This window comes from Paenibacillus sp. FSL P4-0081, from assembly GCF_000758565.1.
Taxonomy (GTDB): Bacteria; Bacillota; Bacilli; order Paenibacillales; family Paenibacillaceae; genus Paenibacillus_AQ; species Paenibacillus_AQ phytohabitans.
This window is the reverse complement of the sequence record NZ_CP009280.1, coordinates 7219208-7234990: the sequence shown is the minus strand read 5'-3', so window position 1 is coordinate 7234990 and position 15783 is coordinate 7219208. Positions and strand designations below refer to the sequence as shown.

Here is a 15783-nt window from a genome sequence, read left to right as displayed (position 1 = left end):
GAGGCATAAAGGAAATGAAAAGAAATGTATCTGCGGTGTTAGCGGCCGCTGTGATCATTACCGGACTATTGTCACCACTGGGCGGCGGAGCGGCAGGCGCCTTGCCTGCGAAGAGTAAGCTGGCAGCTGCGGGGAATGCAACAGCTGCGGTGCAGAACAGAAATTTGACTGCCGCTGAAATGAAAGCGTTTACTGATGTGAGCACGGACAATTGGGCGGCGGATGCCATACAGCGCTGGAGCCGCAGCGGTGTGATCTCCGGTTACGGGGACGGCAGCTTCAGGCCGGATTATCAGGTGACGAGGGCAGAATTCGCGGCCATCATCAACCGCATATTTGGCTACAAGGAAGCAGCAGCCTCACTCCCGGCGGATATACCTGCGGGAGCCTGGTACAGGAACGATATCGCCAAGGCGGTAGCGGCAGGTTATCTAAGTGCAGGAGCAGATAACCATATCCAGCCTGCAGCTAAGCTGAAGCGCGGGGAAGCGGTTGTGGCGCTGCAGAGGATTCTCCGGCTGGAGACTGTCAATCATGCAGGGCCGGTGTATAGCGATCTGGCCGGGGCAGCCAGCGAGGTCATTTCAGCAGCGGATGCATTGACTGCAGCCGGCTATATTCAGGGCTATCCGGGAGGCTTGTTCAAGCCGGACGGAAACATTACCCGCGCCGAGCTGGCCAAGATGGCCGATACGCTGGTGCAGGAGCTTCAGTCCTCCGGCGGGGAAGTGAAGCTGGGGACGGTGCAGGGGAATGTGGTGCTGAACCATGAAGGAGCTACGCTCAAGGATAGCATAATTGAAGGCAATCTCTATCTTACCGAAGGTATCGGAGAAGGGGATATCCGTATTGAAGGTGTGCAGGTTAAAGGCACAACCTATATCCGCGGCGGCGGTGAACACAGCGTGACCCTTGCGGACAGCAGTCTCGGCACTATTCAGGTTGCTAAGCCCCGAGGCACAGTCCGCATTGTTGCCAGCGGGACCACAACAGCGGGAACCATACAGCTGAACTCAGGTGCCATCCTTGAAGAAGGCAATCTCACCGGAGAAGGATTCACCAATGTTGTATTGCCGGCGGGGGAGAAAACGGTCACCCTTAAAGGAAACTATGGAGTGGTTTCCACCGCAGATCCGGCAGGAAGCCGCATTGCACTGAACATCTCCGGCAAGCTCGCTAAGCTGGTGTGGGGAGCCTCCGGCACGATTGTGCTGATGGACAAAGCGCAGGTGGCCGAGCTGCTCATTAAAGCCGGGGCTAAAGGCTTGACGATCCAGGGCAGCGGCAGCTTCGGCACCGTGCTGAATCAGGCGGATGATGTTACTGTAGGCGGCTTTGCCCTCAAGCAGGGCAGCAGCACGAATCTGAATCCGGCTGCACCGCTGGCCAGCCAGCCTCCTGCTGCCGCAAGCGGCGGAGAGACTGCCGCTACGGCTACACCGGCTGTGACCCAGACGCCGGAAGCTACACCGGAGCCGACGCCGAAAGCTACGCCGGAGGCAACACCGGAATCTACGCCGGAGCCGACGCCGAAAGCTACACCGGAGCCGACGCCGAAAGCTACACCGGAGCCGACGCCGAAAGCTACACCGGAGCCGACGCCGAAAGCTACACCGGAGCCGACGCCGAAAGCTACACCAGAGCAGACGCCGGAGGCAACACCAGCGCCGACGCCCGAACCGACGGCAACACCGGTAATTACGCCGAGTCCGCTGCCTACATCGACCCCGTTGCCGGAAGTCACACCAACTCCGGTACCGACCAGCGATCCGTGGACTCTAGTGTGGAATGATGAATTCAACGACGGTTCTATTGATCCGGCTAAATGGACTTATGACCTTGGAGACGGAACCATAGTCGGCAATCCGGGCTGGGGAAACAATGAGCTGGAGTATTACACGAACGACGTGAAGAACGTGAAGGAAGAGGACGGCAAGCTGGTCATCACCGCGCGTAAAGAAACAGTAGGCGGTAAACCGTATACCTCCTCACGGATCAAAACAAAGGGATTGTACAGCAAACTGTACGGTAAATTCGAGATCCGGGCGAAAGCACCGACCGGCAAGGGGCTCTGGCCGGCGATCTGGATGCTGCCGGAAGATTACACCTACGGCAATTGGGCTGCCTCCGGAGAGCTGGATATTATGGAAGGCTGGGGCAGCCGGCCGAATGTGGTTGCCGGAACCATTCACTATGGTTCCCAGTGGCCGGATAATGTCTATTCCGGCAAGGAATATGTGCTGCCGGGCAATTCCACGATTGAAGATTACCACACCTACTCCATCGAGTGGGAGCCGGGGGAAATCCGCTGGTATGTGGATGAAGTCTTATTCTCCACCAAGAATGACTGGTACAGCAAGAGCAGCGGCCAGCCGGCAATGAATGCGTATCCGGCACCGTTTAACCAGAGATTCCACCTTCTGATGAACCTGGCGGTAGGCGGTAACTTTGACGGTGACCCTACAGAGGATACAGTATTTCCGAGTTCCATGGAGATTGACTATGTCAGAATATATGAGCTGACCGGACGCGAGTACCGGGAACCGGTACCGGTTGAGTTTGAGAAGGAGCCTTATCTGGAGGGAGCTAAGCTGCCGCTTGAGGGCGGCAACTTCATTTATAACAGCGGCTTCACCGAACAAGTGGAAGGCGATGCCGGAATGGGCATTCCGAATACAGCGCACTGGGTATTGTACAAGGATGAAGGAGCGGATGCAGCTCTATCGGTTGAGCCGATAGGCGGGCAGAATTTCCTCAAGGTGAACATCAGCAGCGCCGGCGGAAATTCTTATTCGATTCAGCCGCAGGCCATCGTCTCAGTTGCGAAGGGAAGATACTACAAGCTGAGCTTCGATGCCAAGACGGATACGGCGCGTGATATTAGCGTCCGCCTGACAGGCGGGGCGCCGCTGGGATTCCCGTCGTATTCACCGGCGTTCAAAGCTGATCTGACAACGGAGATTCAGCATTTCGAGACGATGTTCCAAATGAAGGAGAGCTCGGACAACGCAGCGCGGATCGAGTTCAATATGGGCACCAATGCATCACCGGTATGGCTCGGTAATGCCAGGCTCGAAGAGATTGAGAGTATCCCCTTCGATCATGACAGTGCCAAACCGCCGCTCGGAAGCGGCAACCATCTCTACAATGGCAGCTTTGATCTGGGCGAGCCGGACCGGCTGAGCTATTGGCATACCACGGCTGCAGGTGGTGCAGCGGTGCTTCCGGTTGTGTTAGACCCGGGCGTCCTCAAGCTTGAAATTTCAGGCGGGGATGGCGGCAGCGCTGACGTTGCATTGCTGCAGAAGGGAATCTTCCTGGTGCAGGGGCACGATTATAAGCTGACTTTTGAAGCCGAAAGCGCCTCCCCACGGACAGCAGTAATTGAACTGCAGGGCAATAACGGGCAGGTATACGCTTCACAGCCCGTGCAGCTTACAGCAGACAAACAGCAGGTAGAGGCGGTGTTCACGAACCTTGCAGGAGCAACGGATCATCTGGGTCAATTCGTCCTGCGGTTTGGCGGGACTGCCGGAACCGTGTATGTGGATAATTTCGTTCTGCTGCGCACCAGCTTCTATTATGACCCGGCGCTGACCTATTACCCATTGCTGAACGGGGACTTCAGCTTCGGCCTGAACAGCTGGGAGCGGCTGGTTACGGAAGACGGCGGGCAGAGTGCAGCGGCGGCAGTGGACGGAGCGGTGAAATTCAGCATTACGAATACCGGTAATCAGCCGTATTCGGTCATGCTGTTCCAGAATGGCCTGAAGGCAGCCGCAGGCTCGGATTATGTGGTCGAATTCGATGCCAGTTCCAGTGTCGCACGCCAGATCAGCGTGAAGGCGGAGAATGCGAAATACATCCCTTCGCTGGATAAGACAGTGGATGTATCACCGGCAACGGGGCATTACAGATTCGAATTCCGGCAGACAACGAATGATACGCTTTCGCTGAAATTCCTGCTTGGCAAGGTGGGCGATGTGAGCGTTCCGCAGAGCCATGACATCATCATCGATAATGTGAAGTTCGAGATCAAGGACGCGCCGGCCAAGCCGCAGGAGCTGCTCGCAGACAGCACCGGTAACCGGGTGTCGCAGCCGATCGAGCTTACCTTCATAGAGAAGGGAGACTGGTCCGGCAAAATTAATGCCGTGAAGGTGGACGGTGTCACGCTCGCGGATGAACTTTACAGTCTGAAGCCCGGCGCGATTATCATCGGTGCCGCAGCATTCCCGGCAGAGGGCAGCTATAAGATTACCGTGGAAGCTGACGGTTATGTAGGCTCAAGTGTCGTTCAGGCCATTCTGGCCAATGACAACAATCTGGTGGTCAACGGTTCATTCACAAGCGGTGACTCGGGTTGGTCGACATGGTCCGGGGGAGGCGGAGTCTCAAACTTTAAGGTGAACGAGGGTGTGGCAGAGATAGAGATTGCCGCTGCCGGCGGCGATACCTGGAGTACACAGTTCTATCAGGAGCATATCAAGCTGGAAGCAGGCAAAACCTACGAGCTGAGCTTCAAGGCCAAATCTACGGTTGCGCGGCAGATTATTGTGGAGTACAGCGGAACCTCGGCCCAGTCAGCTCAAGCGAAGTTTGATGTCACGGCAACCTGGGCGACTTACAGCGCGCAGTTCAGTGTTACGAATGACATCCCGCTGAAGCTTAACTATCTGATCGGCAAAACCTTAGGTGAAGATGGGACGGCAAACAGTACGGAGCACACGATCTCCTTCGACGATATTGTAGTCAAAGAGGTTACAGGCGGTCCTGTCATCGAACCTGCCAGCGGCACACTGGATAACGGAACCTTCAATGCGGATCAGGGCATTAAGGGCTGGACGCAATACTTCGACGGACCCGGCTCAGCCGCAGTCCAGAACGGCGAACTGGCGGTCTTACTGAATTTTACCGGAATAGCCAACTTCGCTGCACAAGTCGATTACAGAGACCTGAAGCTTGTGCAAGGCAAGACCTACACCCTGACCTTCAAGGCCCGCTCGGATGTGAACCGGCTGATTGAAGTGGCCGTTGAACATTTCGGCCCGGATTACAATAAGTATTTACCGGTGACAGCCATTGCTCTGACCGGTGAGATGGAGGCGTACAGCTTCACCTTCACTATGAATGACAGCACCGATGCGGGTGCACATCTGGTATTCCTTATGGGGCTCATTGACGGAAACAGCGCACAGACCAACACGGCCATCCAGGCCGGCAACCATATTTATATCGATGATGTCAGTCTGGTTGAGAAACTGTAACAGTAAAATAACAGAGAACGATAAACGGCCGCGATCCTTGAATTTAAGGATCGCGGCCGTTTGCATTTGTGCGGATAGGATTAACGTATATGGCTGATATTATTCTTTAGGGATCAATTCAAAAATCTTGCCGGTCTCCAGCGCTTCGATCAGCTTCAGCAGCCAGCGGTAATATTTGATCGCTTCCTCAATTTTGGCCTCATCGGTCAAAAGCAGACGTCCGATGTCCGGCTCGTCCGAATATTCTTGCTTCATCTGCTGGATCTCGGACAATGATTTGTTAAGTGCAGTCATATTACCCTCGACTGCTTTTCTCCATTTAATGGAGAAGTAGTCGCTGAAGTTCTGATGCCAGTCCGGGACCACCTCGAACAGATCCTTGCGGGTGCCTTTTCCCCAGACTTTATCGATCATCTTCAGATCCAGCAGCGTGCGCACACCGGTACTCATCGATGTCTTGCTCATACCCATAGTGCTGCTCAGTTCGTCCAGTGTAACCGGACCCTGATTGAAATACATGTAACCGTATAAATGCCCAATGGACAAGGTAATTCCGTACAAATCCATATTTTTACCGATGGAATCGATGACCCGCTCACGGACTTTGCTGATTCTCTCTATTTGTTCGGGCAGAAGCCCCTCTAAATCGTTCATGATGTCCCTCCTGAGGAATAGGCTGACAGGCAACAAACCTCTCCAATGTATTGTAATCAAATCCGCTGCTATAAGTAAAGAATTCATCTGGAACGGAATATGGCGTTAAACAGAGTATTCTATACGTAAAGTTCGTAAAGTTAAAACTGTACACTAAATTTTAAGCGAATATGCGCTTTGCGTCTCTTTTCACAAGTCCGTTACACTAGGTCAGGAGAACTAACCTGAAATATTAAGGGGAGAGAAGGAGGTCACCATGGCAATTATAGAGGTGAAACAGCTTACCAAAGTATTCGGTCATGATGCGGTACGGGCACTTCCATTATTAGAACAAGGCTGGTCCAAAGAGAAGATTGCCCGGGAAGCCAAGCTGACGGTTGGCGTGAATAAAGCCGAATTCAGCATTGAAGAAGGAGAAATATTTGTCATTATGGGATTGTCGGGCAGCGGTAAGTCCACGCTCGTCCGGTTATTGAACCGGCTGATTGAGCCCACTGGGGGCCAGGTATTGTTCAAGGGCAAGGATGTTGTCCAGATGAATCCGGAGCAGCTAAGAGAGTTCCGGCGCAAGAATATCGGCATGGTCTTTCAAAAGTTCGCGTTATTCCCGCACCGCAGTGTGCTGGCCAATGCTGAATACGGACTGGAAGTGCAAGGTGTGGAGAAAAGCAAGCGAACCCGTCTTGCCATGGAGGCACTTGAGCTGGTCGGCCTTAAAGGCTGGGAGCATCACCGGCCGGATCAGCTGAGCGGCGGCATGCAGCAGCGTGTCGGTCTGGCCAGAGGGCTGGCCAATGATCCGGATATCCTGCTGATGGATGAGGCCTTCAGTGCGCTTGATCCGCTGATCCGCAAGGATATGCAGCAGGAGCTGCTGGAGCTGCAGGCCCGGGTGAAGAAGACCATTGTATTCATCACGCATGATCTCGATGAGGCGCTGCGGATTGGTGACCGGATTGCACTGATGAAGGACGGGGTCATTGTCCAGATCGGTTCGCCGGAAGAAATCCTCATTCAGCCTGCAAATAAATATGTAGAACGATTCGTTGAGGACGTCGACTTGTCCAAGGTGCTGACCGCCGCTCATGTCATGCGCCAGCCGGAGATGATCCGTCCGGAACGCGGACCCCGGGTAGCCCTGCAGCTTATGCGGGACAGCGGCGTATCCAGCTTGTACGTGGCGGATAATGAAATGAAGCTCCAAGGTGTAATTACAGCGGAGAATGCGGCACAGGCACTGAAAGAGAACCGGAGCATTCTGGAAGTCATGCAGCGGGAGATTCCCCGTGTAAGGCCGGATACCCTGCTGAATGACCTGTTCGAGATGATGTCGGAGACGCATCTGCCGGTTGCCGTAGTAGACGAGGGTGACAAGCTGAAGGGCATTGTCATCAAGGGAGCCGTGCTGTCCGCACTTGCCGGTAATGCGGTTCCGGAAGGAGGACTTGGTTCATGAATTTACCCAAAATACCGCTCGGAAAGGGCGTAGAATGGCTCGAAGACTGGCTGACGACTTATTTCGGCCCCTTCTTCGATCTCATTCATGCTGTGATCGGCGGAATGGTAAGCGGCATTGATGCGGCGCTAACATTCCTGCCCGCGATTGTGCTGACCATACTTATCGCCGCTTTGGCTTATTGGATCGGCAAATGGCGGATGGCATTGTTCGCAGTGATCGGGCTGCTGCTGATTGATAATCTCGGATTATGGGACCCCTCAATGCAATCGCTGGCCCTTGTGCTGACGGCTTCCTTGCTGGCTGTAATTATCGGGGTTCCGCTGGGTGTGCTTTGTGCACAGAGCAAGACCTTCCAGAACATTGCTACGCCTATACTTGACTTTATGCAGACGATGCCGGCGTTCGTATATCTGCTGCCTGCGGTATCGTTCTTCTCTCTGGGTGTAGTGCCAGGGGTGATTGCTTCTATTATATTTGCTATCCCGCCAACCATCCGTCTAACGAACCTGGGTATCCGGCAGGTATCGCCGGAGCTGGTGGAGGCTGCGGATGCCTTCGGATCCACAGCAGGACAGAAGCTGTTCAAGCTGCAGCTGCCGATTGCCCTGCCGACTATTATGGCCGGCATTAACCAGACCATTATGCTGTCACTGTCGATGGTCGTAATCTCGTCCATGATCGGCGCCCAGGGTGTCGGAGCCTATGTGTACCGTGCGGTATCACAGGCCAAGACGGGGGCAGGCTTCGAAGCGGGGATTGCCATTGTTATTATTGCGATATTGCTGGACCGTCTGACCCAGAAGCTGTTCAAGCCCAAACAACAAGGATAGAGGAGTGTTTAATTCATATGAGTAAATTTAAATCGATGAAACTGAGCCAGCTTGGCTTGATTATGCTATTGATGATGGTTGTTGTTATTTCCGGATGCTCGTCCAAGGATAATTCTTCGGTGAAGCTGGCTTATGTAGCCTGGGATTCGGAAATTGCCAGCACGAACGTGGTTAAGGAAGTACTGGAATCGAAGCTTGGCGTTACGGTAGAAATGCTCCAGGTCGATGCCGGTCCAATGTGGGCAGGGATTGCTGACGGAAGTGCGGATGCGATGGTAGCCGCCTGGCTGCCGGGTACCCATGCTTCCTATCTGGAGAAATACGGCAATGATATCGTAGATGCCGGTGTGAATCTGGATGGAACGAAGACTGGACTTGCCGTTCCCGCTTATATGGATATTAATTCCATCGAGGACCTGAAGAATGCGGAAGTTGCGGCTTCGCTGGATAACATGATTATCGGAATCGAACCGGGTGCCGGAATTATGACGGCTACTGAAGCCGCAATTGAAGCGTACGGATTAAGCGATTATACGCTGCTAGAGAGCTCTTCGGCGGCGATGGCACAGGAGCTGCAGAAAGCTTTTGACAACAATGAACCGATCGTAGTTACCGGCTGGACCCCGCACTGGATGTTCGCGAATATGGACCTGAAATATCTTGATGATCCCAAGAATGTATACGGCGGTGCTGAGCAGATCCATACTATGGTACGAAAAGGCCTGCAGGATGATATGCCCGATGTGTATCTGTTCCTAAGCCAATTCAAATGGACCGCAGACGATATGGCTCAGGTTATGGTCAAGATTCAAGGCGGACAATCGCCGGAGGAAGCGGCCAAAGATTGGGTCGATAACAATGAAGCCAAGGTGAATGAGTGGATTACCGGAGTGAATTTGTAGAGATTGTTCAGCGAATCAGCTATTTGGCAGAGAAGATCGATGTGTGCTATGATTGAAAGAACATAGGCTACAATTCTGTAACTTGTACGCTAACGACTGTTCTTTAGATGTACATATCATAAGCAAACTCATTCAACAAACACCCCGAGAGGGGTGTTTTTCTTGAAAAGATAAGAATGTATATGCTTCGCGTAATAAATGTTCCTTATCTTTCTCGCTGAAACGGTACCGTCCTTATTAAAGGACGGCAACGCCGTTTCCACTTGAGATTCACGAAACAAACGTTAATGAGCGATTCCCTTATGTTCAGTATGAAATCAGGAGACAGCTGCTGCAAGGAGTCAGGAAAGGGGAGAACTCCGTGACCGAGACCATTAATGCCTGGATCGACTGGCTGCTGCAGAGTCTTGGATTGAGCGGCCCTTCCATTCTATTCGCTACCGTTCCGCTGGCGGTACTGCAAAGTTTATTCGGATTTTTCCCACTAGCGATCCTGATTGTGCTTCACGTCTCTGTATTTAATGTTATTGGCGGGATGATTGTCAGCTGGCTGGCCTGTAATATTGGTGCGGTGCTCGTCTACTTCCTGTTCCGGCGCTATCTTTCGGAGTGGTTTGACCGGAAATGGGGATATAAGCTGAAGCGCTATGACAAATGGCAGATGTATCTGGACCGCTACGGCATCTGGACCCTGGTGCTGCTGCGTACGATTCCGATTGTGCCGAGCAATATTATCAATCTGATGTCGGCCGTTTCTCCGATTAAACCTGCTGCTTTTATCTGGGGGACGGTGCTTGGGAATCTGTCTTACATCTGGCTGTTTGGAACGATCAGCTCCTCGCTGATTGTCCCCCGGGAGGAGTGGAACGGATTCCTTACGTGGTATGCGGTGTTTATGGTAATTCTGATCGCTATTTTTGTCCGCCGTCACTGGGGGCATCTGCAGGAGGATAAGCGTAAGCGGATGGGGTAGGAGGCAATATAGATTAAACTTAAGATTTTAAGTAAAGAAGTATTCGTAACTGCGGTGAATATTTTGGACTTCCGGCCGCTGTTGTCTACAGATTTCTTGATTTGTACCGCCTTTAGCGGTAGAAATCCGTAGACAAAGGCGGACGCTTCCGCTCCTACAGTTCCAAAATTCCCCTCTGTCACTCCCTCCTCCAACTCAAATTCCAGTTCAATCTATATAAAGGATAAAAGGAAGTAGAAGCGTAGAGCAGTTCTTCGGTGTTACACCGGGAACTGCTCATTTTCGGTTAAAAAGGATAAGTGTCTTCACTGCTTTCCCACATTGTGGGGTTATTTTGCGTTCGTCCCGAATAGCCTATAGTACATGGGCGGCTTGACCGCAGGAATGTCGGGAGGGACTGCAAGGCATGGGCAGAATCAGAAAATGGGGGAACCGGCGGGCAGGCGTATCAATCTTCGGGCGTCTGCGTCTGCCGAGGTTCAGCTGGAGCGGGCTGCCGAGACCGGCCGGGCGCAGCCCGGCGTTCAAGGCCAAACCGTCGAAGGCAGTCTTCCGGCCGCCGGGTTCGGGAGCAAGATTCGCGGCGAAACCTTCAAGGTCCGGGGCGGGGGCATCAAGCCGGGGCGGTGTATTCGTGGCGAAGCCTTCTAGGTCGGGAATCCGGCCGGACAGGAAAGAAGCGGGTTATGAGACGGCTTCGCCCGGTGCGGGAGCAGGCGCTCCGGGCTACCGTGTCTGGCGCAAAGCCAGCCGGAGCGGGGGATTCAGCCTGTTCCGCGGCCGGGAGGGGAAGAAGCAGGAGGCCGTGGCCGGGAAAGGCCGGAAGCCGCGCCGCCGGGGCAGATTCTGGATCATCCTGAGTCTGCTGCTGATTCTGGCTGTGCTTCAGGGGCTGCGTTATGTGGAGCAGCATTTGAAGCCGCCGATCCTCCATCTGGCGCAGATCCGGGTGAAGCAAATCGCTACGGAATCCATTAACAAGGCGATTACTTCCCAGGTTGCGGACGGCGGGAACGCGGAAGCGCTGATTGACTGGAAGACGGATAAGAACGGCAAAATATCCGGGTTCATGCTCAACTATAAGGAGCATATGCGGATTACTTCACAGGCGGCCGAAGTCATCCAGTCCACGCTGCAGGAGCTGCATAACCAGACGGAGCATATTCCGCTGGGCCAGGCGCTGGGCAGTCCGCTGATTGCCTCATTTGGGCCGGATATTCCGATCAAAATCGAACCGCAGGGCGCGGTAAAGGTGGAACTGAACACGCGGCAGCAAAATGCCGGCATCAACATGATTCTCGTTGAAGTCTTTATTCATATTGTTACCGAGGTAGCGGTTGTCATTCCGTTTGATATGGAGCCGCAGATCGTGGACACAGAAATTCCTGTCTCCTACCTGATGGTTGTCGGCGATGTCCCGATGTACTATTACGACAATCAGGGCCAGCCTGTCGGCGAGAACGGCAGCAGCGCACCTGGAATCGCGATTCCGGCGCCTTCGCTGAACACAGAGAAGAGCGGCACCGGTGCGGACGGTACAGCTGTTGAGGGAAGCGGGGGAGCCGGGAATACGAACAGCGGAGAGAATAACACACCGGCCGGGAGCGGCAACTCTGCGCCTAGCACAAACGCCGGGAATGCCGGGGCCAATGCGGGCGGCGGAGAGTAATGGGATATAGATTGGTAGAACATATAAGTGGAAAAAATCCATCTGCTGTTGGCAGAATCTCTGATTCCGGTGACTTAGTTGGAAAAACGGCACTTAATTTCAGCCGGATTCGCTGACGGCGGGGATATAGACAGGATTAAGTGTCATAAATCCAATTAATTTTTGTAAGGCAAGCAAACCGGAATGATTAACTGCAGAAATCCAACTGCTGTACCTCCGAGGGTTCAGGAACAGCGATAATGCGGGCCTTCGGGCCGTTGAAGCGATAATGAAAAAGACTATAATCCGCAACCCAAGAAGAGCCGCCTAAGAATGGGCGGCTCTTCTGTATTTGCTCGGACAGGAACGTTAGCCTCTCTTAACTCGGCATAGAAACGTGAAAACATCGTACCAGATTGCTGTTTACGTGACAGGAACGTTAGGCTCTCTTAACGCGGCATAGAAACAGCTTCTCTCCCGGACTCCGCGCACGCTCCCAATAATAGTCCACCAATCCAATATTAATGCACTATGAATAAGCCGGAACGGATTTTATAATAAGGGCAAAGATGCGGCTGATATGTAATTCAAACCAATTCGGGGGGCTGAGCATAGTGAGAATATTGATCGTGGATGATGAGCCCAGACATCTCAGAGGGATGGTCAATCTGATTGGGCGGCTGCGGCCGGAGGACCAGGTGGTGGCGGCGAAGGATGGCTTGTCGGCCATGGAACTGGTGAAAGCCCACGGCCCGGAAGCCATATTGACGGATATCCGCATGCCTGGCATGGATGGACTTGAATTTCTGGAACGGCTTAAGGTAGAAGGCATTAAAACCAGGGTTGTAATGGTATCCGCTTACAATCTGTTCGAGTATGCGCAGAAGGCGGTTCGTCACGGCGCTTTTGATTACCTGCTGAAGCCGGTGGAGATTGGGAAAATTGCGGAGGTCTTAAGCCGGATCGACCTTCAGCTGACAGCGGAACAGCAGCAGTACCGCGAAGAGGAAGAGCTGCAGCACCGCCTGAAGCTGGCTTCTTCCGCCTACCTGAGCCGGTTGATACTGTCCTGGCTGAACGGCAGTGCGGCCCCGGAGGAGCTGGAGGAGCTGAACCGTTATGAATGGATGCGGGAGAGCGGTGTAGCTGTGTATTCGGAGCTGCAGCACCGCCGGAACAGCGGGGAACAGCAGGACAGCGGCTCCTTCGTCCGCTCTCTGGAGCAGGCCTGGAGTCGGTGGGGAGAGGCCATAACCTTTCCCTTGAGCGGGATGATGGAGGACGGCGTTCAGGCGGCCGTGACCTTGATTACGCTGGAAGCGCTTACCCAAGGCAAGCGGGAGGAGGCCCGCTACATCGCCCAGTCTTTGGCGGCTGAGTGGGTGCATGCGGGACAGCTTGTCCACGGGATTGGGCCGCAATGCCATTCCCTGCTTGCCGAAGCGCCGCGGTCGTATCTTGCAGCCAGGACGGCCAACAGCTACAATTTCTACGATTTCCGGCAGGGATTGCTTTTTGCGGATGAGCTTATTTCAACCCCCGGAGCTGGAGCTCCTGACTGGGGCAGGCTGTATGATGCTTTGAAAATGGACGATGCCGCCCTTGTTCAGGAGGTCTGCGCTGAGACCGTCTATCAGCTGGCGGACGCCGGACAGGCCAGTCCCATGCTGCTGAAGGAGCAGGCCTCGCTGATGCTGCTGCAGATCCGGAGTGACCATCAGGATATTCTGGACAAAAAGACGGGGCAGATGCTGACCGATACGGCCACGATGCTTATCCGTTCATGCCGTTCATATCAGGAATTAATGACCAAACTTAACCATGCGCTCCGGGAAGCGCATCTAGCCCTGGCCTTATCCAGACAGGATAAGAGTGAGGTGGTCATCGCGGAATGCCTGGGCTGGATACAGGGGCATACGAAAGAGAACCTTACCCTGGAACGGGCAGCCGAGCATTTCCACTTTAACCCCTCCTATTTCAGTACGCTGATCAAGAACAGGACGGGCAAAACCTTCTCCGAGCATGTGACGGCGGTCCGTATGAAGCGGGCCAAAGAGCTGCTTGCAGCGGAGCAGTTCAGAGTATACGAAATTTCCCTGGAATGCGGATTTCAGGATACGAAATATTTTTGCCGTGTATTCAAGAAATATCATGGCATGTCGCCAAAAGCTTATAAGCACGCACTTTCGCAAAGGAAACGGGAGGCATGAAGATTACCTTCCGTTACCGGTTGCTGGCAAGCTACATCCTGCTGATCGCGGTTCCCCTGCTCGTACTCGGGGCATTGTTCTATCGGACCAGCTTGAAGATTATCACGGAGCAGGCGCAGAAGAATGTGTATGAGATTGTCAAAAAAAATAACGAAGTCATGGACACGAAGCTGCGGATCGTGGACCAGAACAGCATGTCCTTATTTCTCGATAAGGATCTGTTCCGCATTTTCAGCCAGCTGGACCCCGCGAACCAAGTGGAGCTTTTTGCGGCGGACCGGCAGGTGACGGCAGTGCTCGGCAAAACCTTTTCCCAGAACCAGGATATCTATGCCTACCAGCTATGGACCTCATACTTTACCTTCGGGCAAACGCTGCCGCAAGGAGACCCGGTTCAATCGGATATATACGATCTGGCCCGGCAGGCAGGGGGGAAGCTGGTGTGGATTCCTACCTATGATTTCGTATCTATGTTCAACCAGCCTTATCTGCAGGACGGGAATCTGGAGTTCCGTTATTTGTTCTCGGCCACACGCGTGCTTGATTTCACCTATCTAAGCAATACGAAGCTGGAGAAAATGGATGCCGGGGTGGAACGCCCTGTACTTGCCATTAGCTTCAAATCCGAGGTGCTTAAATCCTTGTATGAGGACAGTATACCGGGAAGCTCGCGCTATATGGTGCTCGATCCGCATGATAAGGTGGTCGCCAGCAGTGAGCCGGGGGCTGTTGCGCAGACCTATAAGGAGGCGTGGCTGGACGAGCTGCAGCAGGAGAAAAGCGGGGCGCGGAGAATGACGCTGGACGGTAAAGCGGTGATCGTCTGCTTTGACCGCTCGGAGGTTACCGGCTGGATGTCTGTCGTGTGGATTCCGGAAGCAGGACTGGTGAGCAGCCTTGTGCCGGTGATCCGCGCTTCCATTACTGTCATGGCCGTTGTGATGGGGATTGTGGCGCTTATCCTCGCTTTTTTCATAGCCGGCAAAATCACCAAACCGATCAAGCGGCTGTTAAGCGCGATGCGATCGGTGGGCGAAGGCGATTTCCAGACCCGCGTGGATGTGGTGAGCAACGATGAGTTCGGCATTCTGACGCAGCGCTTTAACCGGATGAATGACCGGATCCATCTGCTCGTGACAGAGAATTACGAGACCAAGCTGAAGGAAAAGGAAGCCGAGATTCAGGCGCTGAACATGCAGATGCATCCGCATTTCCTGTACAATACCCTGAATGTGATGAACTGGACGGCGATTGAGAATGATCAGCAGGAGCTCAGCAAGATGCTTGTCTGCCTGTCCAATATGCTGCATTATACTTCGAGGAAGACATGGGGCGCCGTTCCTTTGTCCGAAGAAATGAACTGGATGAATAACTATTTCTATATTATGTCGATCCGGTTCGAGGACAAGTTCACTGTAGAGTATGATATGGACCCGCGGCTCTTCGAATACGAGGTGCCACGGCTGCTGTTCCAGCCTTTTGTGGAAAATGCGATTCTGCATGGCTTCGATCAGACCGAATCGGGCGGCATTATCGGAATCCGCGGCTGGATTAACGGCAGAACCCGGCATTACGAGGTGGCTGACAACGGCCGTGGCATGAGCCAGGCGACTGTAAATGCGATTCTGCACCAGAAAGCATCTTCCGTGGGCATTAAGAATACCATTGACCGCATTCAGATGACCTATGGCGGCGAGTACGGAATCACCATCTTCTCTTCTCCGGGAAAAGGAACAAAGGTGGCCATTACACTCCCGCTGTAAACCCAATCACAGTCCACCAATCCAAAGAGATTAGGGTTATGTAAGCGCTATCCTGTAATTTATAATAAAGGCATCAT

The 15783-nt window shown here is 53.5% G+C and carries 9 protein-coding genes; 8 read left to right on the top strand and 1 reads right to left on the bottom strand.

Annotation, left to right across the window (positions count from 1 at the left end):
* Positions 1–14 precede the first annotated feature (14 nt).
* Positions 15–5267: a carbohydrate binding domain-containing protein gene (locus P40081_RS38835; protein ID WP_052422097.1), complete on the top strand. Its 5253-nt coding sequence runs from the start codon at positions 15–17 to the stop codon at positions 5265–5267.
* 99 nt (positions 5268–5366) lie between these two features.
* On the opposite strand, the gene P40081_RS30660 is transcribed toward P40081_RS38835, so the two are convergent.
* Positions 5367–5921 carry a GbsR/MarR family transcriptional regulator gene (locus tag P40081_RS30660; protein ID WP_042139863.1) on the bottom strand — a complete coding sequence of 185 codons (555 nt, stop codon included), beginning with the start codon at positions 5919–5921 and terminating at the stop codon, positions 5367–5369.
* Between the two features lie 256 nt (positions 5922–6177).
* On the opposite strand from P40081_RS30660, the gene P40081_RS30655 reads away from it, so the two are divergent.
* From P40081_RS30655 to P40081_RS30625, 7 genes are all read left to right on the top strand, one after another.
* On the top strand, positions 6178–7377 hold the full coding sequence (locus P40081_RS30655; RefSeq protein ID WP_042139862.1) for a quaternary amine ABC transporter ATP-binding protein: 1200 nt from the start codon (positions 6178–6180) through the stop codon (positions 7375–7377).
* A complete protein-coding gene (locus P40081_RS30650; RefSeq protein ID WP_039305343.1) occupies positions 7374–8210 on the top strand; it encodes an ABC transporter permease in 837 nt (278 codons plus the stop codon). Before P40081_RS30655 ends, P40081_RS30650 begins: the two co-directional genes overlap by 4 nt.
* 17 nt (positions 8211–8227) lie before the next feature.
* Positions 8228–9112, top strand: a complete 885-nt coding sequence (locus P40081_RS30645) for a glycine betaine ABC transporter substrate-binding protein (protein WP_231575224.1) — start codon at positions 8228–8230, stop codon at positions 9110–9112.
* A gap of 361 nt (positions 9113–9473) precedes the next feature.
* Positions 9474–10085, top strand: a complete 612-nt coding sequence (locus P40081_RS30640) for a TVP38/TMEM64 family protein (RefSeq protein ID WP_042139861.1) — start codon at positions 9474–9476, stop codon at positions 10083–10085.
* 406 nt (positions 10086–10491) lie between these two features.
* Positions 10492–11754, top strand: a complete 1263-nt coding sequence (gene yunB, locus P40081_RS30635) for a sporulation protein YunB (RefSeq protein ID WP_081970255.1) — start codon at positions 10492–10494, stop codon at positions 11752–11754.
* Between the two features lie 593 nt (positions 11755–12347).
* The gene (locus P40081_RS30630; RefSeq protein WP_042139860.1) at positions 12348–13943 is read left to right on the top strand and encodes a response regulator transcription factor; all 1596 of its coding nucleotides are present in this window, start codon (positions 12348–12350) and stop codon (positions 13941–13943) included.
* Positions 13940–15706 (top strand): sensor histidine kinase, encoded by a 1767-nt coding sequence (locus P40081_RS30625; protein ID WP_042139859.1) that lies wholly within the window; start codon positions 13940–13942, stop codon positions 15704–15706. Before P40081_RS30630 ends, P40081_RS30625 begins: the two co-directional genes overlap by 4 nt.
* Positions 15707–15783: the final 77 nt, after the last annotated feature.